Raw genomic sequence first — 25,250 nt, forward strand, 5'->3', positions numbered from 1 at the left:
CAAGAACAAACAATGATGAACCCTTTGGTTCGTTTTACGGGTTGGGTAACAGGAGTCAGCGGGGGAAATGTCATCCTTACATACAATGGTGCTGGGACCGGCCGAGGGTTTCCTGGATGATTAAGGCCAGCCAGAAACTGGCCGCCCTGATGTTTACCGATATTGTCGGATATTCCCGGCTCATGGGTGAAAACGAGGCCAGTACCGTGGATCTTGTGCAGATCTACCGCAACAACCTGACCCGTGCCATTGTTGGTAACCACGGAGAAGTCCGGGAATTTATTGGCGACGGCCTGTTTGCCAGTTTTACCAACGGACTGGACGCTGCGCGCGCCGGTATCCAGATCCAGCTGTTCTTGCATGAATTCAACCAAACCGAAGAGCGCCGGGGCAAGCCGACGCTGCGTGCCCGCGTCGGAATCCACATGGGCGAAGTCTACGAGGTTGATGGCCAGTTCTTTGGCGACGATGTCAATATTGCAGCGCGTCTTGAGCCCCTGGCCGAGCCTGGTGCCATTTGCGTATCCCAGGTCGTTTTCGACCAGCTGGCCGGAGACGAGAAAGTTGAAATTGTGCCCCTGGGTCCGCAGCGCCTGAAGAATATCAAGCGTGTCTGCGAGTGCTACCAGTTATTGCCCCAGGCGGTAACATGGCGCCAGCGCCTGCGCCTGGCCAAGCGATATGTTGTCTCTCAGCTGATGGCCCGGCCGCGTCGAACGCTGTCGGCCGCGGCCGTATTGTTATTATTGACAGCTTACTGGGGCGTGACTGAATGGCAGTCCCGGCAGATACCCGAGGGTTATTACCTGGAGGTTGTCGATTTTATTGATACAGATAACGAAAAAGGCGGCACCAGTTATCTCAGCGAAGGTATCACCGACGCGGTCCGCGCACAGCTCGCCGGTATCGACAAGCTCTATCTTGTTCGCACGGATGAGCGTATCGGTGCGCCACTGAGACTGGAAGGCAATGTCCTGAAGAAAGAAGGCCATATCCGGGTCAATTACCGCATAACCCGAAAAAAGGATGGCATTCTTGTCGGCGGAAAAACACACGATGGCGTGCCCGAGAATATCTTTGGTTTGCAGGACAAGCTGGCGTCATCCATTGCGCGGAACCTGGCGGCGTATTTCCGTTTTTCCGATGTCCAGTTGAGCCAGGCAAACTTCACCAGCGATATTACTGCCTACGACTATTATCTCCAGGGTCGTGGCTGGCTAAGGCAGGGCATTACTGCAAGTTTCCTTGAGAAGGCCGCAGGGTTTTTCAAGACAGCATTGAAACATGACCCGGGATTTGCCCGTGCGCAGGCAGGGTTGTGTGGTGTACATGTGCAATTATTCGAAATTAGCCGAAACAAGGACTGGATTAACAGTGCCGAGGAGAATTGTCGTGACGCGTTGAGCCTGGAACGAGCCAGGGCCGAGACTCATGTGGTGCTCGGTGATCTATATCGTCGAACCGGGCGTCTGGATGAATCCATTCAAAGCTACAAAAAGGCGATCAGCCTGGATCCTAAACAGTCCGATGCCTACAGTGGCCTGGCGCGAGCCTATGAGCAGCATGGTGATTATCCCTCCGCTGAAGCCAGTTACAGGAAAGCGATAGAGATTCAGCCAGGGTACTGGGGTCACTACGACCGCTATGCCGGTTATTATGTCGTGCGCGGGAAGTTTAAATCGGCGTTACAGTTATACCGGCGAGCCCTGGGGTTGACGCCCGAAAATGCCCACCTGTTGAGCAATGTTGGCGGCGTCTACCTGTACCGCGGTGAATTTGCCCGTGCCTCTGAAATGCTGAAAAAATCCGTCGCCCTGCTGCCAACGGCGAGGGGTTATTCAAACACCGGAACAGCATTCTATTTTTCCGGGCAGTACGGCAAGGCAGCGGAGTACTTTGAAAAGGCGATAGCGCTGGCGCCCGGTGACTATCGCCTGCATAATAATCTGGCTGATGCGTTGTATTATTCCGGCAACCTTGAGGCGGCAACGGAGAAATACGGCATCGCCCGAAAGCTTGTTCAGGGTTACCTGAAAACAAATCCAAAAGATGTCGAGGCGCGATCGATACTGGCCAAAATCAGTGCAAGCCTTGGGGACTATACGCGTGCAAACCGGGAAATCGGTATCGCGTTGAAGTCGGCCCCCAGGGACATAGACGTGTTGTTGCGTAACGCAATTGTACGTTTGGCCATGGGTGATCTGGAATCGGTATATCAGTCTTTACGCAGAATCATCAACGCAGGATATACACCGGCTTTGCTGGCCGCTGATCCCGTGTTTGAGGAGTTGAGACAGACTGCCGAATTCAGACAGTTACTGGAGTAGCAGGAAGTCAATCAATCTTGATTTGAAAAAAGGGAGATTCATCAATGAAGTTTAAGTCACTTTTAACAGTATTGATCACCGCGTGTTTCATCGTCCCTCTTGGAAGTTCTGCCGAGCCGCCGGCAGCAGGCAACAGCGCTGCGACAGTGGTGCAGCTCAAGGAGAAACCGGACTGCCAGTTCACTGTTACTCCCGAGCGGGCAACTGTCAAACAGGGCGGCAAGATTGTATTTGCCGGCATCAAGGACTTCTCTATTGAATTCAAAAAAGGCTCACCATTTTCAAAAAACAGTTTTTCCACCAGTAGTGACAAGTTGACCATCTCTGTTCCTGCCACTGCAAAGACCGGTACCTACAAGTATGACCTGGTAACCAAGCGTGGAGGCAAGGAGTGCCGTCTGGATCCGGACATAATTATTGTTCGTGCCTAGGCTGAATCGTTTAATCAGCAACAAAAGGCCGGCAAAATGCCGGCCTTTTTATTTCCCGCAATGACGTGCCTGCCCTGTGCATCACCCTGTTCTGCCTTGCTTCAAACCCTGTGATGACCTCCGGGCGAGTACCCGGAGAACTGGCCGGTTACCTGCTGAATGGCAAAACAAGCCCCGGTTTGGACACAATTCTTCATAGAAGTTTTGCATAACTGGTGTCGTTAAACAGTCTACAGCGATGTGAAACGTCCGAAAGACAAGATTTGTCCAGTTGCGGGGTGACCAAAACCGGGCCTGGATCGCTGTAATTGCAGGCGTTTTGTTAACGATGATCGGGATTTATCAGAAAGTACACCAGGTGCCAGGATCGAGACTGGTGTTGGCGGTTGCGGTGATCATTTCGCTGCAGGCGTTTTCGTGCCTGGCGAGCCCGGCAGCACCATCAACTGTTCGAACAATCAAGGCCGTGGTGCCGGCGTCATTCCCTCCGTATTACCAGGTAAACAGTCTTGGCAAGCCTTCAGGATTCGCCATCGATATTATGGATTCCATTGCTGCCGACAATAACCTCGTTATCGAATATCGCATGGTGCCATCGTGGCAGGATGTATTTGAGCTGGCCAGGTCAGGTCAAGCGGATTTGATCCCGAATGTCGGGGAATCCGCGGAGCGGGAAAAATTCCTCGAATTCACCAATCCCGTCCAGACATTCAATATCGTTGTCTTTACCGCGAGCGACAGCCGGCTACGTGTGCAGAAGCCATCCGACCTGGCCGGCACCCAGGTCGGCGTCGTGAAGACCAATATTGGCGCCAAAATTGTCGGCGGCATAGACGGTGTTGACGGTGTTGAGTTCGACAGCTTTGAGCAGGCGTTATTCGCCTTGTTGAGCGGCGATATTGAAGCGCTGGTCTACCCGGAAAATGTTGGCTGGAGGCTGGTGATTCGATCGAAACAGGAGAATGCTGTCAAGGTGGTTGGTGCACCGCTCGCGAAAATCCAGCGAGCCATGGGCATTCGCAAGGGAGACGCAGAGCTGCTGGCCATGATGAATGCCGGGATCAATCGGCTAAAGGAAACGGGCAGGTACGATGAAATAGCCGGGCGATGGTTTGCTGAAAAACCGCCGTTTTTCAGCCTGAAGAAACTCCTTTGGCTGTTTGTCGCCGCGGTCATATCCATAGTCATGCTATTCAATCTCTGGCGGTACCGGTATGTCGTCAACCAGAAGAAGCGTCTTGATGTACTGGTCGAAGAGCGCACGCGCCGCCTGAGTGAAAGTGAAGCGCGACTGCATGAATCACGGAACATGTTGCAGAACGTTATCAATACCATACCGGTCAGGGTGTTCTGGAAAGACAGGGGCCTGAACTATCTTGGCTGCAACAAATTGTTTGCCAGGGACGCGGGGCTGGGTAACGAAAGGGAAATTATCGGCAAGGATGATTTTGATTTGGCCTGGTCCAGCCAGGCAGAACTCTACCAGCGAGATGACCGGGCAGTTATGGATTCAGGCGAGGTGAAGCTGAATTTTGAAGAACCGCAAACAACGCCCGCCGGTGACACGATCTGGCTTGAAACCAGCAAAATTCCACTGCGTGATGTCAATAACGACATTATCGGAATACTCGGGACGTACCAGGACATTACATCAAGAAAGAATGCCGAATCAGAACTGATATCGGCCAGGAACGAGGCGGTAAATGCCAACAAGGCCAAATCACAATTCCTGTCGGTTATAAGTCATGAGTTGCGTACGCCGTTGACTTCCATCAAGGGTGCGCTGGCGCTGCTTTCCAACGACCTGGTCAAGGATGTGGATGATATAAGCAGCATGCTCCGGATAGCCTATGAAAACAGCGAGAGGCTGAATATCCTGGTTAACGATATTCTTGATTTTGAAAAAATGGCTTCAGGAAACATGAAGTTCAAAAAGGAAACACTTTCGGTCAAAAATCTTGTCGAGGAATCTGTCCAGCTTAACCAGGGTTACGCAAGGCATTTCAATGTGAACGTTGATTTTGCTGATGAGGGTGTGGACGGAACAATCGCGGGTGACAGGGAGAGGTTGCTGCAGGTGCTGTCAAACCTGATATCCAATGCCGTGAAGCATTCGCCTGAAAATGAAACTGTCAGTGTTTCAATCCAGCATGTTGGCGGGAATATTCGTGTTTCGGTAGCGGATAGCGGCGACGGAATTCCGCATGATTTCCATGCCCGTGTATTTGACGAGTTTTCCCAGGCGGATGCATCAGACACCCGCAGCAAGAGTGGTACCGGTCTTGGCCTGGCCATTGCCAGGAACGTCGTTGAGCAGCATGGCGGTGTCATCGGTTTTGACAGCATTCCCGGGCAGGGTGCGACATTCTATTTTGAGCTGGCGAGGGTGGATAATGTTTCAGGCGCGCATGCATGATCGCAACGCTCATCCATACGGGCTACCGCAACCGGTGACTGAATCCGGGCGATACTGATCGCACTATCCTGTACTGGCGCGGCGTGGATGGCTGTTCGCGCAGATCAGGAAGATTTGATCGGCAATGGTTTGAAACCCAAAACCCCCGGGGTCCCGGCAGCATTGTCGTTCGGGCAACGCTGCGCAGACCCCTTTCAATGGCTCATGGAGCCAGCGACATTTGCAGGAAACCTGTTCCGGTTCGATGTTGGCAATACCAGCCCTGTCGGTACTCGTTCTGTTGGTGCCATGTTTATCAAGGGTTGTACCTGACAATTCTGAATTGGTCGAGATGCTTCCTGGTTTCCGGGTTGAACAGGACATGCAACATGGCGTGAATCACGTATGCCTTGTCATCACGAATGGTCCCGGTAGTAGCGAAGACATCACCTGTAGCGGCCTTGCCTACTGCCGTAGCGCTGGCCCAGTTGTCTTTTGTTCTGAACTTGATTACAGCATTGACTGAAGCCGAAGCAGGAACACCGACGTGTGCGTTATTGTTGGCGATAACCAGCAATGAACCGTCCGGTCCCCATAACAATCCGTCAGCACCTTCAATATTTTCGTTTATCCTGATCTCGTTGAAAGCGGACGGGTTATCCAGCGGGATTTTGAACAGCTGGCCGGAGTTCATCTTGGCGACCAGCAGGAAGTTATCTCCGGCGACAATGCCATTAAGGTTAAAGCTCTTTCCGGTAAAGGTCTTGTCATTAATGAATACGGAGGCCTTGTAGCTGGTGTCCACCTTGTAGACGATTGGCGAGAAACTGTCGGTAACGTAGGCAACACCGTCCCTGGCAATGGCGATATCATTGCAGAAGTGACCACCATCAAGACCTTCAGCCAGGTCAATGTAGTGCATGAGTTTCCCGGTCGACAGGCGGAATACCGCCAGTGCCGCCAGTTTTCCGGTAGTGGCCGGGCTGGATTTTTCGCCGGCACCGGGGTCGGCATTGCACACAAGTACCCGGTCACGACTCTCGTCTACCTTGATACCTACCGCAGACACCATACGGGGATCGGTAGCAAACACCCAGTAGGTGCCATCATCCTTTACCGAGCCAACCTGGCCCTTGCGAATGGAAGTCACCAGGAAGCGGCGGTTCGTGTTGTCCCAGGCAATGCCTTCCGGGTACAGCGCGGCGTTGTTGAAGCTGACTGAGCCGGGCGCCTTGGGCGTGACGCCGGATGTGCATGCTGCCAGGCCAAGTCCCAGTGCAAGCAGAAATACCAGTTTGTTCGGTTTCACGGTCAGGTCTCCTTGTTCCGCGTGAATGCGGTGTTGGCAGACTAGGTGACCTCGTGAAAAAAGTTATTAGAAACGAATAAAGAAATCCTTAGTAAATCGTTAAGGATGAAAGGAGACAGGCAAGATACTGTTTTATCCGGGTGGAACGCGTGAGGCCTGGTTCGACAGCCCGGCCTTGCGTAGATCGTTGATCATGGCTTCGAGGCGTTTCCTGTCCCGGTAGGGCTGTGTTCCGGCCCAGTAGTCAAGGGAAAATTCGGGATCGAGAACCAATATCTTGTCTACTTCCCAGGCGGCATCTTCGATTCGATCCAGGCTGGCGTAGGTAGCAGCCAGGTAAATATGTGCGTTTAGGTAGTTCTCGTTACGAAGAATGGCTTCACCGAGACTGTCGATTGCTTTTTCCGGCTGATTGAGAAAATAGTAATCACGCCCGAGATTGGCATAATAAATATAACTGGAATTAGGATTCAGTCGAATGGCATGAAGGTTGACGCGAATTGCATCTGCGGACCGTCCGATAAACGAGTACGCTGACCCGGTTATTGCGTAGGCATCGGCGTAATTGGGAAACAGCTTGATAGCCTGTCGAGCCGCGAGAATGGCCTTGTCTGGTTGTTTGCGCCCATAGAGATAGGCGTAGGCCATGACCACGTAGGCCACCGCGGCGTTCCGGTCGATGGCCAGTGCGCGGTTGGCGTACTCAAAGGCGCGGTCAACGGCGCCTTCCGGGTCGGCGCCCCATTTGCGTCGGTAGTCATCAACATAGGTCAGGGCAATGGCGCCGTAAGCACTGGCAAAAACAGGATCGATTTCAACAGCCTTGAGAAACATTTCGCGGGCCAGTGAATTACCTTCCTTGGATATGGAGGTATACAGCGCATTTCCACGAATAAAGTAATCGTGTGCTTCATGGTTTGGCGTGTAGTTTCGGCTGAGCAAAACCTGTTCGCTTTTGCCGACCTTGGCCACCAGCGCGGCGACGATCTTGCTGATGATTTCGTCCTGAACCTTGAACAGGTCATCGATAGTTCGATCATAGCGGTCGGCCCATACCTGCAGACCGCTGTTGGCATCGTTCAGCTGTGTGGCAATACGCATCTGCCTGCCTTCGCGATATACGCTTCCGGTCAATACATATCGGACATTGAGTGTTTTGCCAATGTTTCTGATGTTGGCTGACCGGCTGTTGTAGCCCAGCACCGAGTTGCGTGACGTGACCAGGAGGCTGGACAGTCGTGACAAATCAGTAATCAGGTATTCAGTGATTCCGCCGGCGAAGTAGTCCTGCTCCGGATCATTGTTGAGATTGGCAAACGGAATGACGGCGATAGAGGGTAAATTGTTCTCGGGCAACGTGAGTGCCACGGGATCATCGGCGTCGCGATTGTAAAAATACAGTCCGGCTATCACCGCCATCAGGATCAGGGTAGCCATGACCGCAAGTCTCGTCATCATGGTGTTGTCTCGCGATCCCTGCCCGTTCCGGCCGCCATTGACACCTTGTATATTTTCCTTGATCGGGGCAATCAGCCGGTAGCCACGTTTCGGCAGGGTCTCTATATGGTCGGGGTTCTTCGGATCATCCTCGAGGGCGGAGCGGATCTTGTTAATTGTGACCGTCAATGCCTCGTAGGTAACTATCGTGCCCTGCCAGACCTCCTGTTCAAGCTGTTCGCGGCTGATGATTTCCCCGGCGTGTTCGACCAGGTACACCAGTACCGCCATCGCCTTGGGCTCAAGACGATGTTCCTTGCTGCCTCTTGATACTTGTCCTGTTGCGGGCGTAACCAGCCAGTTGCCCACATGAATCGAACTATTCATGAGTTGAGGGATCTGGGAGTGAATTGATTTACATAATAGCAACTCGGCTGTATTTGCGAAACGCCGGATAATTTCTTGCCCGGCGCCGGATCGTACTATGATAATCAATATCGTTGCCGGGTACGGGAGTCGGGTATGGATAAAATCGGGTTTATCGGGTTGGGCATTATGGGGTTGCCGATGGCGCTCAATTTGAAACGAGCGGGATACGATATCTATGCCTGCGCGCGCAAACCTGAACGCCTGCAGTTGTTGCTGGCCCAGGGCGCAACCGCCTGTGCGACGCCCGCCCGGGTGGCGGAATCGTCAGATGTAATCATTATTATGGTATCTGACACGCCTGACGTAGAACAGGTTGTGCTGGGTGACGATGGCGTTGTTGCCGGCGCCAGGGCCGGTTCAGTGGTGGTGGATATGAGTACTATTTCACCATCAGTCAGTCGCCAGATTGCTTCCCGGCTCGAACAGGCTGGAGTGGACATGCTTGATGCGCCCGTATCAGGGGGTGAAAAGGGCGCCATCGAAGGAACCTTGTCCATCATGGTTGGTGGTAATGCTGCCGTACTGGAAAGGACAAGGCCGGTATTCGAAGTGCTGGGCAGCAAGATAGTTCATATCGGCGATCATGGCGCCGGCCAGGTGGCCAAGGCATGCAACCAGCTGATAATTGCCCAGACTGTCGCCGCCATTGGTGAAGCGTTTATGCTGGCCAAAGCCAACGAGGTTGATCCGTTCCGGGTGCGCGAAGCACTGCTTGGCGGTTTCGCGGCCAGCCGGGTCCTGGAGAATCACGGCCAGCGCATGCTCACGGACAACTTTGGCGCCGGGTTCAAGGCCAGGCTACATCAGAAAGATCTGCGCATCGCCCTGGAAAGTGCCGCCGAGCTGGGAATTGCTATCCCCGGGGCAGCGGCTGCCGCGAAGTTACTGGACGAAGTAGCCCGCCGGGGCATGGGCGAGGAAGATTCCATCGCCATTTATCGTCTACAACAAGAGCTAAATGTAAAGAATTCCGGTCCCGAAAAATCGTGAACGGGAGTCGTTGTCTTGAGCCGGGCGGGTGAATCGCGCCCGGCAACCAGCAATTAAAGGGGGTTATTGATGAAACCAGTACCACGCACGTTGATTACAGTTTTGGCCGTCCTGTTGTTTCCCCTGGCAGCAGCTGCCGGATTCCGTGCGGAACTGGAGCAGCTTTTGGGCGGTGACCGACCAGACGGTGTTGTCTTCGAAATTGCTACGGGTGATGCCGGTGCACTGGAATGGGCGTTGCCAAGAACTGACGAGGCCATACGAAAGCTGAGGGCAAAGTGGCCAGACCTGGAAATTGTTATTGTCAGCCACGGAAAGGAACAGTTTGCGCTGACACGTGACAGCGTCGGAAAAAAGGAAGTAAAAAAACAGGTGCTGGACCTGGTTTCAAAAGACAAGGTAAGTGTGCACGTATGCGGCGCGTTTGCCAGCATGAACAATGTTTCCGAGGACGCGTTTCCTGATCATATTAATGTCAGCGCCCATGGCCCTGAACAGATCAAGGATTACCAGTCTCTCGGTTACAGGTTAATCAGGTTAAGCAAGGATGACTGATACACCATGACCCGGCATATCGGCGTGGATACTCCGTTGTCTGTTGCTGGCTTTGTTCGTCTGCCCCGGTCTGGTTTCGATCTGGAATAACTTCTGCGGTTAATCGTCTTTCAGGAGGTGCGACCGGCTCCCGGTTGTGGCAGGTCGTCGAAAATCCCATTGACAAGCCCGGGATTTGGGATTTCACTTCGCTCCGGTCGTCATTTTCCGCGGTCCCGCGTGGAGGTTTTTCATGGCCATGTTTCGCTCCCTTTTGTTACTGAACCTTGTCGCGTTACCCGCCATCGCCACGGGTAACTGGGCGTTCGTGCTGAACTCCACTGATGATGATTACAGTGTCATCGACATGAGTCGTTACGAGGAGTTGCGCCGTGTTCCGGTGGGCAAGGGGCCACATCATCTCGTACTGACCCCGGATGGAAAATACATTGTCGTTGGTAATGCCGGCAGCAACAACCTGGTACTGGTGGACCCGGTAAGCGGGGAACTGGTCAAGCGCATCCCCGGTATTGCCGATCCCTATCACCTGGCATTCAGTCCCGATAACAAGTGGTTTGTTGCCAACGGCAATCGCCTTGACCGGGTAGATATCTATCGTTATGACAACGCCGACTTCAGGCTGGTAAAAAGAGTGCGATTGCCCAAGACGCCAAGTCACATGGCCTATTCGCCAGACAGCTCCAGGGTATATATCACGCTGCAGGAGAGTGACCAGGTGGCGCGCATTGATCTTGACAGCCAGACTGTTGACTGGGTTGTATCGGTAGGTCGACAACCGGCAGGTATATGGATGACACCTGACAACAAGCACCTGCTGGTGGCGCATACTGGTGCTGATGATCTCAGCGTACTCGAGGCTGGTCAGGGCGGTATTGTCAAGACCATCAAGACTGACAAGGGCGCGCATAACTTTACCGCCGTCGGCGACGGCCGCCACCTGTTATTGTCCAACCGTGTTGCCGGAAACATTTCGGTAATTGACTACCATGATCTCAAAGAAGTGGAGCGCTTCCCGGTGCCCGGCGGCCCGGACGATATGGAGCTGACCAATGATGGCCAGGAGCTGTGGGTCACGACACGCTGGATCAACCGGGTAACAGTCGTTGACTGGCCAAGCCGTAAAGTCAAAAAGCTGATCAAGGTCGGGCGTTCACCGCATGGCCTGTATTTCCGGAACCATGCGCCTCGTCAGTAAGCTGGTTGCCGCCACGCTGGGCGGGATTGTATCGGCATCCGTGTTTGCCGGTGAATGCCGGCAGACCGCCTACCTGACTTTTGATACCGGCAACATGGCGCACGCCCAATTCATTGCTGACACACTCAGGCAACGGAATATTCGGGCGACGTTTTTTCTTTCCAATACGCCGACCTATCGCGGCGATCATGCGCTTGACGAAAGCTGGCGCGACTACTGGCAACAGCGTGTCAGCGAAGGCCATGTCATGGGCAATCACACCTGGTCACACTATTTTGCGCGGCAGGATGATAATGATGGTCGCCTGCGTGTTGTTGATCGTTCCGGAAAGACACATCATCTGTCCAGATCGCAATGGTGCGCAGAGCTCAGCCGGGTGGAGCAACAGTTCAACAAGCTGACCGGCAAGCGATTACGCGCCATGTGGCGTGCACCCGGCGGTCGTACCACCCAGCAAAGTCTTCGATGGGCGGCTCAATGCGGTTACCCGGTACACATAGGCTGGGATGATGCCGGTTATGTTGGTGATGATGCGTCTTCCGAGCGAGTCTCCAACGAGACCTTGTTGGCCAATGCGCTGAAGAATATCAGCAATGGCGATATCGTATTGATGCACCTTGGTATCTGGAGTCGCAAAACTCCGGCTGCACCGATACTGCCGCAACTTCTAGATGGTCTTGCGCGGCGCGGCTTTTGTTTTGACCAGATGACTGCCGGCAAACGCTGATGCACTACCTGCTGGATCTTCTGGAACCGCTGCAAATCTGGTTGTTCCAGGCGCTGGTATTGCCCTTTATGTATGAAGCAGGGCTCATGACCTGGGCGGACAGCGCCTTTGATGCAACCGGCATTTTCCTGCTCGCGCTGCTGCAAATTGCTGTTGTTTACGCACTGTTGCGACCGCTGGAGTTATGGTACCCGGCAGAGGCGGGTACTCGGGACGGGCACGAGGTTCGTACCGACGTTTATTACACGCTGTTTTACCGGACCGGCGCCCTGCCGTTGCTGTTTTTTGTCACGCTTGGTCCGGCTATTGATGCGATCCAGATCAACTTGCGCGCACGCGATATCATTCCGCCCAACCTGGAAGACCTGTTGCCTGGCCTGAACAACAGCCCGCTACTGGCTTTTGCCTGTTACGTTATTGCCATAGATTTTTTTGAATACTGGCGTCATCGCTTCCAGCATCAACTTAACTGGTGGTGGGCCCTGCATGCGGTGCATCACAGCCAGCAGCAGTTGTCGTTGTGGACCGATGAACGCAATCATCTTGTTGATGGCTTGATACAGTCTGTGTGGATGGCGACCGTGGCCCAGATCATCGGCGTACCGGGCACCCATTTTATCGGGATTGTTTTCCTGGTGCAGCTGGTGGAAAGCCTGTCGCATACAAATGTCCGGTTACATTTCGGCCGCTGGTTTGGTCTTGTCCTGGTCAGCCCCTGTTATCATCGATTGCATCACGGCATTGGTATCGGTCATGAGGGCCACAAGCGCGGCTGCAATTTCGCCACCCTGTTCCCGCTGTGGGACCGGCTGTTTGGTACCGCCAACTTCAGCGAGAGTTACCCGCGTACCGGTATTCGTGACCAGCTTGACGGCGTCAACTACGGGCGGGGCCTGCTTGAACAGCAGTTGCTGGGGATATCGCGGTTGCTGGCGATTTGGCATGCGCGCAAGCAGGCAACCGGTAACAACTAGTTTGCCGGCAGACTGCCTCGTAATACACGAAGGCTGTTGTCACCCATGAGCATGCTGATTTCCTTGTGTTTAAAGCCAGCTTGCTGCAGGGCTTCAGTGAGCAATACCAGTCCGCTCACATCAATAACAGTTTCTGTGGCGCCGTCAAAATCCGAGCCCAGTGCAACGTGTTCGATACCGACCAGGTCGGCGACATGGCGCATGGCCTTGACCGTATCTTCAAGTGTGCGTCCGCAACTGGCAAGAGCGAACAGGCCGATACCGATCACACCGCCGGTAGCTGCAATTTTCCTGGCCTGGCTATCGTCAAGGTTGCGAGGCGTATCGCATGTAGCACGAACGCCGCCATGTGAGGCAATCACGGGCTTGTCGGTAATTGTCAGTACATCATCAATGGTTCGCGCAGAGGCGTGAGATATATCAATGATCATGCCAAGTGTAGTCGCTTGTCGTACCAATGCCTTGCCTTTTTCAGTGAGGCCGTATCGGTCTGTTCCATGCGCAGATCCAGCCATCTCGTTATCGAAGAAATGCGCCAGTCCCAGTACCCGAAAGCCGGCCTGGTGCAGGGCTGCGAGATTCTCGACATTTCCTTCAAGTGCATGAGCGCCTTCAAGTGCCAGTATGGCGCCGGTGATATTGCGGTTATTACGACGCGCGGCCAATAACTGGTCCAGGTCTTTGCCGGTACGAACAAGTCTCAGCATCCCGTCTGAGTGCCTCGATGCGTTACGCAGTTTTTCCGCCTGGTACAGTGCCCGTTGCAGGCGACTGTTATGGGTAATATCCGGCCAGCGCTGAATCCGCGTCAGCAGGCTTATGCTGTCCAATCGGTCTTGATTGTCACGAATGCGGAACGGTAGTGGAGCACCGGTGACAACACCAAACAGCTGCACAGCAATGTTGCCTTGTTGAAGCCGTGGCAGGTCTGCGTGACCACGGTTGTTGCGAACCAGCAGGTCGCGATTCCATAACAATGTATCGGCATGCAGGTCGACAATGCGCAGCGATTGATGGAAGGTCAAGGCGTCATCGTTGGCCTGGTAGGGCGGCGAAACAGTGACCGTGTTTTTCCGGTCATCAATGGCGCCACTGCATCCAGTCAATGCAATGGTCAATACAGCCGCAAGCGTGTGGGCGGGACAGTGGAAACTTCGCATAGGCATCCTGTGTCGGTATCGGTGTAGCCCGGGTGTTCAAATATTAGAATATTGTAATTTGCCACCACGTATTGTGCCGCCAGCATACGAGCTGATACCCGGTCACGGGATTTATGTCTCGAGTATGGCTCACGCCGGTTTTCTTTGAGTTGTCCACGAAGCAGCGCTAGACTGTGATGATAGTTCGGGAGGACAAACCATGGCCACAATAAAAATCAACGGCAAAAAAGTTTCAGTGGATGCGGATGGTGATACGCCACTGCTGTGGGTGTTGCGCGAGCAGCTTGAGCTTACCGGTACCAAGTATGGTTGCGGTATCGGGACGTGTGGCGCTTGCACTGTACATATTAATGGTAAAGCGGTGCGTTCCTGCACCCTGCCTTTGTCATCAGTCAGTGAAGATCAGGATGTCGTCACGATTGAAGGACTTTCCGGTGACAGCAGTCACCCGGTACAGCAAGCCTGGAAAGAACTCGATGTGCCGCAGTGCGGTTATTGCCAGTCGGGCATGATTATGTCGGCGGCGGCGTTATTGAAAAACAAGCCCGATCCCAGTAATGCTGACATCGATGCCAACATCACCAATATCTGTCGTTGTGGCACGTTTAACCGGGTGCGCAAGGGCATACACCTGGCGGCTAAAATCAGCAGGCAGCCCGGCAAGGGCGGGAGGTCATGATGAAAAAGGAAATCATCAACGTATCCCGTCGGGAGTTCATGGTTACCGGCACCCGCCTGGGTACCGGCTTTTCTCTGGGACTTTGCCTGCCACTGGGCGCCGTCGCTTCAGCAGCAGAAACACCATCGGCAGACCAGGCCGTACCGGAGATCAATGCCTGGGTAGTTATCGAGCCTGATGACACCGTTATTATTCGTATCGCCCGGTCAGAAATGGGGCAGGGTACGCTTACCGGCCTGGCGCAAATGGTGGCAGAAGAGCTGGAGTGTGACTGGAGCAGGGTCGTAACCGAGTACCCGACACCCGGCCAGAATCATGCCCGCGACCGCATCTGGGGCAGTTTTTCTACCGGCGGCAGCCAGGGTATTCGTGGCAGTCATCAGTACGTGCGCAAGGGTGGCGCGGTGGCGCGCCACATGTTGATTGATGCCGCCGCCGAGACGTGGGATGTGCCCATGGAGGAATGTCGTGCCGCCAACAGTGTGATCACCCATGTGCCCAGTGGTCGCAGCACAACCTATGGCAAGGTGGCGGCCAAAGCGGCAGACATGATTCCGCCTGGCATGGTGGAGCTGAAAGACCCGAAAGACTGGAAGCTGATCGGCAAGCCGGTCAAGCGTATTGATACGGATGACAAGCTTAACGGCAAGCAGGTTTATGGTACTGACCTGAAGTTACCGGGTATGCTCAATGCCGCTATCAGGCAGTGCCCGGTATTTGGCGGCACGCTCAAGTCTTTTGATGATCGCAAGGTCAAAAAGATGAAAGGTGTGCGCAAGGTTGTGGCCGTTGATAACAATGCCGTGGCCGTGGTGGCGGACACGTGGTGGCATGCCAGGACCGCACTGGATGCCTTGCCTGTCACATGGAACGAAGGTGCCAATGCCAATGTCAGCAGCGCCTCTATTTCAGCGATGCTGGATGAAGGCCTGACGGCAGCTCAAGCTCATGTTGGTAACGAGAATGGCAATGCCGGCGCGGCATTGAAGCGCGCAGCCAGGGTGGTAGAAGCGACCTACAGTTATCCGTTCCAGAACCATGCCACCATGGAGCCCATGAATGCCACGGCCTTGTGGACCAGGGAGCGCTGCGAGGTCTGGTGCCCGACGCAAAATGGCGAGGCCGCGCTCCAGGCCGCGGTGAAAGCATCCGGCTTGCCCATAGAGAAATGTGATGTACACAAGCTTCATCTTGGCGGCGGTTTCGGCAGGCGCGGTGCGTTCCATGATTTTGTCAGCCAGGCGGTAGCTATTGCCAGGCAGTTGCCCGGTACACCGGTGAAGCTGTTATGGAGTCGCGAAGAAGATATGCAGCATGGCCATTATCATCCCATCACCAGGTGCAGGATGCGAGGCGGGCTCGACAGCAAGGGTAACCTGGTTGCCTTGCATGTGCGCATATCAGGGCAATCCATCCTGGCCGCTGTTCGACCCGACGCGTTAAAGAATGGCAGTGACCCGTTTGTATTCCAGGGCATGCTTCCCGGGGGTGATCACAGCATCAGTTATACTGTTCCGGATTTGCTGATTGATCATGCCATGCGCAACCCGCCGGTTCCGCCCGGTTTCTGGCGTGGTGTCAATATCAACCAGAACGCCATCTACATGGAATGTTTTATTGATGAGCTGGCCCATGCTGCCGGCAAGGACCCGCTGGAATTCCGGCGCCGGTTGATGTCAAAACATCCACAAAGTCTCGCCGTGCTCAACGCCGTGGCCAAGAAGGCTGGCTGGGGCAAGCGTACACGCAAGGGCACCGCGCGCGGTCTTGCCGTGTGCAAGGCGTTTGGCAGTTATGTTGCGGCCTGCGCCGAAGTATCCGTTGATGATAATAGTGGTCTCGAGATTCATCGTATTGTCGCTGCCACCGACCCGGGTTACGCGGTGAACCCGCAACAGATTGAAGCGCAGGTGGAAGGTTCGTTTGTCTACGGCCTGTCCGCATTATTGTACGGCGAATGCACAATCAAGGGTGGTGCCGTGGAGCAATCCAATTTCCATGACTATCCGTCCATGATGATCAAGGCCATGCCGAAGGTGGATGTGATCATCATGCCATCCGGCGGTTTCTGGGGCGGCATTGGCGAGCCGACCATTGCTGTGGCGGCACCGGCTGTACTCAATGCCATTTACGCGGCAACCGGCAAGCGTATTCGCGAGTTTCCGCTGAAACATGCCGATCTGCGTCCGGCCCCGAAGGCCTGACCCGGGTATACTATATAATACAGGTTAGTTATGCCCGATTCCGATATTGAAATCCTGGAAACCGCCCGGCAATGGCTGCAACAGGGGCATGAGCTTGCCCTGGTTACCGTGCTGAAGACCTGGGGCTCGTCGCCGAGGCCGCCCGGCTCGCTGCTGGTTATGCGTCGTGATGGCGTGCATTTCGGATCGGTCTCCGGTGGTTGCGTTGAAGAAGATCTGTTGCAGCGCTATCAAAAGCACCAGTTGAGTACGACATTCCCGGTACGGATCGATTACGGCGTCAACCGGGATGACGCGGCGCGCTTTGGCTTGCCCTGCGGTGGACGGCTGGAGTTGTTGGTCGAGACACTCGCTGATGCGGATCATTTGCAGCAGTTTCTGGATGCCATGACGGAACATCGACCGATGTTGCGTCGTGTGAACCTGGTTTCCGGTGAAGTATCGGTAACTGCCGCGTCTGTGGAACAGGAATTTGAATGCAGCGATACGCATGCATCAAGAGTGTTCGGTTCGCAATGGACCATGTTACTCATTGGTGCCGGCCAGCTATCGCTCTATGTTTCGCGCATTGCGCTGATGCTGGGTTACCGTGTTGTTGTCTGTGATCCGCGCGAACAATATACCAGTGATTGGAATGAGCCCGGTACCGAGATTACGCGGCTAATGCCGGATGACGCCGTGCACCAGTTTGCACAACATGCCCGCAGCATCGTGATTGCCCTGACCCATGATCCCAAGCTGGACGATATGGCGCTGGTGGATGCGCTGGCGCTGCCGACATTTTATGTTGGTGCCATTGGCTCGAAACGAAACTGCCAGTTGCGTTACACCCGTCTCAGGCAAATGGGTGTTAATGACCAGCAATTGCAGCGCCTGCATGCACCGGTGGGGCTCGATATCGGTAGTCATACACCGGCCGAAATTGCTGTATCCATACTCGCCGGCATTACCAAACAGCGTAACAGTGTTGTCACGCCCAAATCACACGCCGCGTGTATCCAGTGAACGGGTCGTTGGCTGGCATACTGCTGGCAGCCGGGCAGGGCCGACGGTTTGGCGGCAACAAGCTGTTGCATCGTCTGAATGATTCGGACACCGTGTTATCTGCGGCAGTCAACAACCTGGCGAATGTGTTGCCGGATACGGTAGTGGTTATCAGCCCGGAAATGGTCGGGCAGTCAGCAGGCCTGGAAAGCCTTGGTGCGCGTGTTGTTGTCAATGACCTGGCGTGCCAGGGCATGGCCGGGAGTATTGTTCGTGGCGTACAGGCGAGTGCCGATGCATCCGGATGGCTTGTTGCGCTGGCGGACATGCCCTGGATTCAATCACAGACCATCGCGTTGCTGGTCGACCGGTTCGAATCGGTTGATGATATTGTCGCGCCGGTTTATGAACAGCAGCGGGGACACCCGGTTGTTTTTGGAAGCGGCTATCGTGACGAGTTACTTGTGTTGACCGGTGATGCAGGAGCGAAGCCTGTCCTGGACCGGCATGCGCAGCATCTAAAGCTGGTACCGGTCAATGATCGTGGAGTCTTGCTGGATATTGATTACCGGGAAGATCTTGGTGCGGTTACGGGCGCTGACCGGAATCATCCAGCCAGTGCCTGAAATACCTCCAGCACCAGGCGTACGATGGCGCTGACAGCCAGCGCTGTAGCAACCGATATGCTGACAGAAATCAGTGCCGATCGACGACCAATGGTTTTCAGCATAACCGCGAATGTTGATACGCAGGGAAAATAAAACGTCAGGAAAACCAGGAATACGCTGAGCTGTATCCAGTCCATGTATAGCCCGACATCAAATGTACCCAGCGCCTGGTAGATCATCAGTAGCGACAGCTCCTTGCGCAGGATACCAAACAGGATAGGCACGCCGAGTACAACAGGCAGGCCGAGCCACCAGTGTGTGATGGGCGTGAACACGGTATTGATAACATCATCGGCGCCAATGTGTCCCAGCAGTGCCAGGATCACGCTGCCACCGACAAGCAAAGGCGTGACTATAGTGAGTATGTCACTGGTGCGAGTCCACGTTGTGCGTAGCATGCTGCCGAAGCGCGGCAAGGCGTAGGCCGGGATGTCCTGCACCTGGCCGGGTCCGTGCGCATGACGAAAGTTTCGTTTGAACACCTGGCCCATGATGGCGATGACCAGCAGTGTTACCATGAAGATGGCAAAGATACCAAGACCGCCAAGGTACTTGCCGGCCAGTGCCAGGATAACAGCTGATCGTGCCGAACATGGCATGAACGTAATCAGGATGCTGGCGATCACGCGTTCCCGGCCGGTTGTTGTCACTGCTGCTGCCGACAGTGCCGGCACGTTGCATCCGAGCCCGAGCAGGAATGGTACGGCAACACCACCGTGCAGGCCCAGGTGATGGAACCATCGGTCCACGACAAAGGCGATGCGATGCATGATGCCACTTTCTTCCAGTGCCACCAGCAGCATCACCAGCGGAATCATGTAGGGAATGACGATGCCGATCAGGCCGATGAGACCATCCACTACCGCCCGGCCAATGATGCCCGTGGTAGTGGTTGGCTTCCAGGTATCGGCCATGTCGATGAGTCGTGCGGCAGTGATTGAATCAAGCCAGGCGCTTACCTCGAACACTACGAACAGCACAGCAGCAAAAGTAATCAGGCTGCCAATCAGGCCCCAGCGGGGATGCAGGAACAGTTCGTCCAGCCAGTAACGCCAGCCGCGAACGCCGCGCGGGTCGCCCAGGCGTGAAACCGCTTCGAACAGGGTGGCGGCCCGATGGTGTCGGTCGGCATGAATTTCCTCGGTCAAGCTGCGCGGCAAATACTGCCGTGCCTGTTCCCTGAGCTGCACCATGTCTGCGTATTGATCGGGAAAGTGTTGCTGTAACTCCTCGAGGAAGTAGGTGTCACCGGCGGCCACCTGCATAAGCAGGAACGGTTGAGGAACGCCGAACGCCTGCTGGATGTCCGGTTGTCTGAGCGCAGCGTTTAGCGGTACCAGGGCATCACGAATATGTCCGCTCGCGGGCTGTGGCACCGGGCACAGGCCTTCGCGCACAGCCTTGACCGCAGTGTCGAACAGTTCGGCTATGCCCTGGCCCATGAGCGCTGTTGTTGGCACAACCGGCATGCCCAGCTGACTGGCCAGGTACTTGTGGTTGATGTGCATGCCCTTGTTCTGCGCCTGATCAATCATGTTCAGCGCGATAACCACCGGTCGTCCCAGCTGGCTCAGCTCCAGGCTCAGCTCCAGGTGGCGGTCCAGCGAGGTCGCATCGATCACCTGGATAATGACATCAGGTGGTGAAAACGGCGCCGGTGGGCCACTGGCCTCGTGGGCCGAAATGGGCGCGGGTTGATCACCCCAGAGCAGGTACTTGAGTGTCGCCCGATCGTCGTCAGCCTGTTGCAGTAATGAATGGATGCTGGGTAAATCGATCAGGTCAGCCTGATCCAGGCCGACCTGAACGCGGCATTCACCGTAAAGTTTGTGCGTTCCGGTGAGTTCGCCTTTTTGTACTGCTGTACTGGCAACGGCGTTAAACAGCGTGGATTTGCCACTGTTTGGCATGCCAACAAGGGCGATACGCAGGGTACGTGAACCGCGGAACAGGGAATCAGACACGGGGATAATACTTTCGGTCATGCCCAATCCTACCATGTAAACCGGGAAAATTAGCAGGTTCTATTTCAGAGCCCGGCTATACAGCCGGAATGTTGCTGCCCGCCAGCGCGGAACAATTGCAGAGCGATGCTGCGAAGCTGTACGGACAGGCTCAGGAAGGGTTGCTGGTACAACTTGCCCTTGGCTTGCATGCCTGTACTGACCAATTTTTTTCGGGGCCGGGCACGCAACAGACGGAGCGATTCTTTGTCGGTTATCCGGGTGCCTGTGCCCCAAGTTTATCAATCAACGTCTCCCTGCCGGCCTGATCCTGAAAGAATATCGTTGGCTGGCAGTCGGGAAATTGTCCGGCTGCGGTCCAGGTGACCGGGTAATCGTTATCTCTATTGATATGTTCTTTGTCTTGTAAATTTCAGTCTATACTGTGACCAGGTTCTGTTCCTGAAACAAGCGAGTGGATTCATTCGGTTATGATGTCTGATTCTCAGGTTTTTCGGGATGCCGTTCTCGACGCGTACCTGGCCGACGAGGCCGACTGCGTTAACGCCTTGCTATCTGCCGGCCGTGTTGACGATGCTGAGTTGGACCGTATTGCCGGGCTGGCCAGAAAGCTCATAACCATGACGCGCGAATCTGTCCACGATGTCGGTGGCATTGAAGCGTTCATGCGCGAGTACGACCTGTCTACCTATGAAGGTATCAGCCTTATGTGCCTGGCCGAGGCGTTGTTGCGTATTCCCGATGCCGATACCGCTGATCGGTTAATCAACGAGAGGCTGACTACCGCTGACTGGGAAAAGCACCTGGGTCAAAGCCAGTCATTGTTTGTCAATGCATCAACCTGGGGGTTAATGCTTACCGGCAGGTTGATTGGCATGCGACACAGTGATATTCGAAGTGTTATCAACGGCATGATATCCAGATCAAGTGAACCGGTTATTCGATTGGCAATCCGTGAAGCCATGAAGATTATCGGCAAGCAGTTTGTCATGGGGCAATCCATTGAAGCAGCACTGGAGCGCAGCCAGGAGGCAGGCAACAGGCGCTATTCCTATTCATATGACATGCTGGGTGAATCCGCGCTGACGCGGGATGATGCCGGCCTGTACCAGGCAAGATACATGTCCGCCATTGATGCGCTGGCCGGCCATGTAGACAAGGATAAGGACGATGACCCGGCCTCCAGGCCGGGAATCTCGATAAAGCTATCGGCGTTGCATCCGCGATTTGAATACGCCCGGCATGGCCAGGTAATGCGCGAACTGGTGCCTGCCTGTGTTGAGTTGTTTGACCGGGCCGCGTCCGCAGGGATATCAGTCACTATTGATGCGGAAGAGGCGAATCGCCTGGCTGTCACTCTCGACGTGCTCGAGAACGTGTTGGCCAGTGATGTATCCAGATCATGGCAGGGCGTCGGCATTGCTGTACAAGCCTATCAAAAGCGCGCATTGCCGTTGCTTGACTGGCTGGAACAGCTGGTGCTCAGGCACAAGCGCAGGCTGTATGTCCGCCTGGTCAAGGGCGCGTACTGGGATACGGAAATAAAGCTCGCCCAGCAAATGGGCTATCAGGATTACCCGGTGTTTACCAGGAAGAGTTCAACGGATCTGTCTTACCAGGCCTGTGTCAAAAAGCTGTTCTCCAATGCTGATGCGTTTTACCCGCAGTTTGCCACACACAATGCCTATACGGCGGCGACCATCCTGGAGCTGGCGCCGGCCGGGTACGACTACGAGTTTCAGCGTCTGCACGGTATGGGTCGTTTGCTGTATGACCAGTTGCACAAGATAAACCCTGCAGCCGGGTGCCGGGTGTATGCGCCGGTAGGCAGTCACAAAGATTTGTTGCCGTACCTTGTTCGCCGCCTGCTGGAAAACGGCGCCAATACCTCGTTTGTCAATCGCATGGAAAATGATGCCCTGCCTGTTGATGAGCTGGTGGTGAATCCGCTTGTCAGCACCGCGCAGCTTGAGCTGTTGCGACACCCGGGAATACCAAAACCGGAAGACATGTATCAGCCTGGCTGGCAAAACTCGCGCGGTGTCAATCTTGATGACTGCAGGGTGATCCGGAAAATGGAAGCGGAATTTGCCCGGTACGGTACAACCCCGTGGATTGCCCGACCGTTATTGACAGATATAGATGATGTTGTTGACTTCCGCTTGGCCCATTCACCGGTTGATGACGAGATTATTGGCCAGGTCGCTGAAGCCGGGGTGAGCGATGTGGCGGCAGCACTGGACGGCTGTTATCGATTTGTTGATAGCTGGCGATCGACAGATGTGGCAAGCCGGGCGGATATGCTGGACAAGGCTGCCAAATTATTTGAACAGCACCTGGGTGAGCTGGTGTTCCTGTGTATTCGCGAGGGCGGGCGGTGTTTGCGTGATGCCATCGCCGAGGTACGCGAAGCCATAGACAGTTGTCGCTATTATGCGTACCAGGCGCGCGAAATACTTGCCGCCAGGGCCTTGCCTGGTCCGACGGGTGAATCCAACACCTTGTTGTTGCATGGTCGAGGAGTGGTTGCCTGTATCAGTCCATGGAACTTTCCTTTGGCCATTTTCACAGGCCAGGTAGTGGCGGCACTGGTGGCCGGTAACACCGTTATTGCCAAGCCCGCCAGGCAAACATCATTAACCGCAATGCGTGTTGTGGAACTGCTGTACAAGGCAGGAGTACCGACCGGGGCACTGGCCTTGCTTCCCGGAAGCAGTGCGAATATCGGCAGCCCGTTGCTTGAAGACCGGCGTCTGTCTGGTGTTGTGTTTACCGGGTCTACGCAATCTGCCAGGAAGATCAATCAGCTGTTGGCTCGCCGTCCAGGTGCGATTGTGCCCTTGATTGCTGAAACCGGCGGCATTAACGCCATGATTGTCGACAGCTCGGCATTGCCTGAGCAGGTCGCACGGGACGTGGTTACGTCCGCGTTTAATAGTGCTGGCCAGCGGTGTTCGGCGTTACGCGTGTTGTTTGTCCAGTCGGATATTGCAGACCGTGTCATCAGGATGATAAAGGGCGCCATGGCTGAAATGATTATCGGTGATCCCGCGAGAATTGAAACCGATTCAGGACCAATGATAGACATGCAGCAGGCGGACATGATCCGCCAGTACCTGGCCGATTTGCGAACATCCGGGCTTGACGTGTTTCAGGCGTATGCGTTTCTGGACGGCAACTATGTTGCACCGGCACTGGTTGAGATAACCGGTATGGCACAACTTTCCGGTGAAATATTCGGCCCGGTCCTGCATGTCATTCGCTACTCGTCAGCGGCTCTTGATTCGGTTCTCGGGCAGATTCGCGACAGCGGTTTTGGCCTGACGCTGGGTGTACACAGCAGGATTGACAGGAATATCCAGTATATTGTCGAACGTGCGCGAGTTGGAAATATCTATGTGAACCGGGATATGATAGGCGCAGTGGTAGGTGTTCAACCTTTTGGCGGTGACAATCTTTCGGGAACCGGGCCCAAGGCCGGTGGTCCGAATTATCTTGTGCGACTGGTAAGTGAACAAACTATTACAATGAACACTGCAGCGGTAGGCGGTAACGCAAGCCTGTTGAACCTCGAATCCTGAATAGTGATTGCCTGGCAGGGGCGTTCTGTTCAGGACCACACTTCTGGAATCCGGTGATGGATGTCAAGTCGCTTTATATCATTCTGTTTGTTGTGCTGATGGTCCAGGCACTGGCCCTGTATCAGACCTGGCGTGTGAATCGCGAAGAAGTCGGCATACGCGACTGGTCCAGCGCCGCGGCATTGCTGTGCCTGGCCATGATAATGGCTACGTTGATATATAACCCGGACAGGCCCTATCCGACAGACCCCGCAACTGTTCTGTTTATCAGTCTGGCAAATGCCGCATCGGCTACCGGTTACCTGTTGATCTGGGTTGGAGTACGAAAGTTCTTTCGTCAGCCTGCCCCGGGCTACGTTGGCCTGGTTGGTTGGTACGTATTGTGTTATGTGCTCAGTAACCTGGAATTGATCTTGCCGGTGCCGGAGTACTGGCGCCTGAAGCTGATGCCGCTGATTGTAATAATAATTCTGGCGATGACATTTTGGGAGTTTTTCCGTTCCGGTCGCTACGTGAATCCGACGATCAAGCTGATTCTGGCCGTGCTCTCAGTCATGTTGTTATCCATAAGCGGACGTTGGATTGCTCTTCTCGCGGGATATCAGCTCCAGGAAGGATTCAGCCTGGCAATGAGTGTTGCATTCAGCTATGCCTCCATTATGAGCAGCGTTATTCTGACGCCGGCTATTATCCTGATGACCAACGAACGAATAAACCGAAGGCTCAAGGATATGGCACTAAAGGACCCTCTCACCGGCGCATTGAACAGGAGGGCATTTTTTGAATCGGCTGATGCCATGATTGCCGATCTAAAGCGTCATAATGGTTGCCTGGCGGTCTGCCTGATCGATATTGATCATTTCAAGCGTATTAATGATATCCATGGCCACGCCGTGGGTGATCGTGTATTGAGCCAGTTTGCTGATATCGCCCGTAACGTTATCCGTGAAACCGATGTTTTTGCCCGCTATGGCGGTGAGGAGTTTGTGGTGCTGATGCCAGGCAGTAGTGCGGTGCAGGCGGCCGGCACTATGGATCGGTTAAAACAACAATGTGGAAGACCGGGATTGTTTCCCGGGAATGCCGGTATCAGCTTCAGCGCCGGGGTCGTCGAGGCAGATGATTCAGGCCAATACAGCAGCATGGACAAGTTGCTGGAATCAGCTGACCGGGTGCTGTACCAGGCCAAGCATGAGGGCAGGAACCGGGTGGTTCTGAATGCCAGCCCGGCCTGATTGGGC

At 54.6% G+C, this 25,250-nt stretch carries 19 protein-coding genes; 15 read left to right on the forward strand and 4 right to left on the reverse strand.

Going from position 1 to position 25,250, the window contains the following annotated elements; genetic code table 11:
* Positions 1–116: 116 nt before the first annotated feature.
* The 4 genes from OEZ10_01175 to OEZ10_01190 all read left to right on the forward strand — a co-directional run bounded on the left by OEZ10_01175 (position 117) and on the right by OEZ10_01190 (position 5,486).
* Positions 117–2,327, forward strand: a complete 2,211-nt coding sequence (locus OEZ10_01175; GenBank protein ID MDH5631585.1) for a tetratricopeptide repeat protein — start codon at positions 117–119, stop codon at positions 2,325–2,327.
* A 44-nt stretch (positions 2,328–2,371) separates the two neighbouring features.
* Positions 2,372–2,758: a hypothetical protein gene (locus OEZ10_01180; protein ID MDH5631586.1), complete on the forward strand. Its 387-nt coding sequence runs from the start codon at positions 2,372–2,374 to the stop codon at positions 2,756–2,758.
* 328 nt (positions 2,759–3,086) lie between these two features.
* Positions 3,087–5,174: a transporter substrate-binding domain-containing protein gene (locus tag OEZ10_01185; protein ID MDH5631587.1), complete on the forward strand. Its 2,088-nt coding sequence runs from the start codon at positions 3,087–3,089 to the stop codon at positions 5,172–5,174.
* 87 nt (positions 5,175–5,261) lie between these two features.
* Positions 5,262–5,486 carry a hypothetical protein gene (locus OEZ10_01190; protein ID MDH5631588.1) on the forward strand — a complete coding sequence of 75 codons (225 nt, stop codon included), beginning with the start codon at positions 5,262–5,264 and terminating at the stop codon, positions 5,484–5,486.
* Here the strand turns inward: OEZ10_01190 and OEZ10_01195 are convergent.
* The gene (locus OEZ10_01195) at positions 5,470–6,462 is read right to left on the reverse strand and encodes a hypothetical protein (GenBank protein MDH5631589.1); all 993 of its coding nucleotides are present in this window, start codon (positions 6,460–6,462) and stop codon (positions 5,470–5,472) included. The two genes, OEZ10_01190 and OEZ10_01195, sit on opposite strands and share 17 nt — an antisense overlap.
* A gap of 132 nt (positions 6,463–6,594) precedes the next feature.
* The gene (locus OEZ10_01200; protein MDH5631590.1) at positions 6,595–8,286 is read right to left on the reverse strand and encodes a winged helix-turn-helix domain-containing protein; all 1,692 of its coding nucleotides are present in this window, start codon (positions 8,284–8,286) and stop codon (positions 6,595–6,597) included.
* 135 nt (positions 8,287–8,421) lie between these two features.
* On the opposite strand from OEZ10_01200, the gene OEZ10_01205 reads away from it, so the two are divergent.
* The 5 genes from OEZ10_01205 (at position 8,422) to OEZ10_01225 (ending at position 12,769) form a co-directional block, all read left to right on the forward strand.
* A complete protein-coding gene (locus tag OEZ10_01205) occupies positions 8,422–9,318 on the forward strand; it encodes an NAD(P)-dependent oxidoreductase (protein ID MDH5631591.1) in 897 nt (298 codons plus the stop codon).
* A 69-nt stretch (positions 9,319–9,387) separates the two neighbouring features.
* Positions 9,388–9,873 (forward strand): DsrE family protein, encoded by a 486-nt coding sequence (locus tag OEZ10_01210; GenBank protein MDH5631592.1) that lies wholly within the window; start codon positions 9,388–9,390, stop codon positions 9,871–9,873.
* Between the two features lie 232 nt (positions 9,874–10,105).
* Positions 10,106–11,068: a YncE family protein gene (locus OEZ10_01215; GenBank protein ID MDH5631593.1), complete on the forward strand. Its 963-nt coding sequence runs from the start codon at positions 10,106–10,108 to the stop codon at positions 11,066–11,068.
* The gene (locus tag OEZ10_01220; protein ID MDH5631594.1) at positions 11,052–11,795 is read left to right on the forward strand and encodes a polysaccharide deacetylase family protein; all 744 of its coding nucleotides are present in this window, start codon (positions 11,052–11,054) and stop codon (positions 11,793–11,795) included. Before OEZ10_01215 ends, OEZ10_01220 begins: the two co-directional genes overlap by 17 nt.
* Complete coding sequence (locus OEZ10_01225; GenBank protein ID MDH5631595.1) at positions 11,795–12,769, forward strand: sterol desaturase family protein; 975 nt, start codon at positions 11,795–11,797, stop codon at positions 12,767–12,769. Before OEZ10_01220 ends, OEZ10_01225 begins: the two co-directional genes overlap by 1 nt.
* On the opposite strand, the gene OEZ10_01230 is transcribed toward OEZ10_01225, so the two are convergent.
* Positions 12,766–13,929, reverse strand: a complete 1,164-nt coding sequence (locus OEZ10_01230) for a dipeptidase (GenBank protein MDH5631596.1) — start codon at positions 13,927–13,929, stop codon at positions 12,766–12,768. The genes OEZ10_01225 and OEZ10_01230 overlap by 4 nt on opposite strands.
* Positions 13,930–14,128: 199 nt before the next feature.
* Between OEZ10_01230 and OEZ10_01235 the strand changes: the two genes are divergently transcribed.
* From OEZ10_01235 to OEZ10_01250, 4 genes are read left to right on the forward strand one after another with little or no spacing between them, the layout of a single operon-like run.
* Positions 14,129–14,608 carry a (2Fe-2S)-binding protein gene (locus OEZ10_01235; protein MDH5631597.1) on the forward strand — a complete coding sequence of 160 codons (480 nt, stop codon included), beginning with the start codon at positions 14,129–14,131 and terminating at the stop codon, positions 14,606–14,608.
* Positions 14,605–16,812, forward strand: a complete 2,208-nt coding sequence (locus OEZ10_01240; protein MDH5631598.1) for a molybdopterin-dependent oxidoreductase — start codon at positions 14,605–14,607, stop codon at positions 16,810–16,812. Before OEZ10_01235 ends, OEZ10_01240 begins: the two co-directional genes overlap by 4 nt.
* 30 nt (positions 16,813–16,842) lie before the next feature.
* The gene (locus OEZ10_01245) at positions 16,843–17,817 is read left to right on the forward strand and encodes an XdhC family protein (protein MDH5631599.1); all 975 of its coding nucleotides are present in this window, start codon (positions 16,843–16,845) and stop codon (positions 17,815–17,817) included.
* Positions 17,814–18,422: a nucleotidyltransferase family protein gene (locus OEZ10_01250; GenBank protein ID MDH5631600.1), complete on the forward strand. Its 609-nt coding sequence runs from the start codon at positions 17,814–17,816 to the stop codon at positions 18,420–18,422. Before OEZ10_01245 ends, OEZ10_01250 begins: the two co-directional genes overlap by 4 nt.
* On the opposite strand, the gene OEZ10_01255 is transcribed toward OEZ10_01250, so the two are convergent.
* A complete protein-coding gene (locus OEZ10_01255; GenBank protein MDH5631601.1) occupies positions 18,404–20,449 on the reverse strand; it encodes a ferrous iron transporter B in 2,046 nt (681 codons plus the stop codon). The two genes, OEZ10_01250 and OEZ10_01255, sit on opposite strands and share 19 nt — an antisense overlap.
* A 449-nt stretch (positions 20,450–20,898) precedes the next feature.
* Here OEZ10_01255 and putA point away from each other — a divergent pair, with 449 nt between their 5' ends.
* Both putA and OEZ10_01265 read left to right on the forward strand, forming a co-directional pair.
* The gene (gene putA / locus OEZ10_01260; protein ID MDH5631602.1) at positions 20,899–24,009 is read left to right on the forward strand and encodes a bifunctional proline dehydrogenase/L-glutamate gamma-semialdehyde dehydrogenase PutA; all 3,111 of its coding nucleotides are present in this window, start codon (positions 20,899–20,901) and stop codon (positions 24,007–24,009) included.
* A 56-nt stretch (positions 24,010–24,065) separates the two neighbouring features.
* Positions 24,066–25,244: a GGDEF domain-containing protein gene (locus OEZ10_01265; protein MDH5631603.1), complete on the forward strand. Its 1,179-nt coding sequence runs from the start codon at positions 24,066–24,068 to the stop codon at positions 25,242–25,244.
* The last annotated feature ends 6 nt before the right edge of the window (positions 25,245–25,250 follow it).

The organism is Gammaproteobacteria bacterium (genome assembly GCA_029880545.1).
Classification (GTDB): domain Bacteria; phylum Pseudomonadota; class Gammaproteobacteria; order Acidiferrobacterales; family SZUA-150; genus JAOUOD01.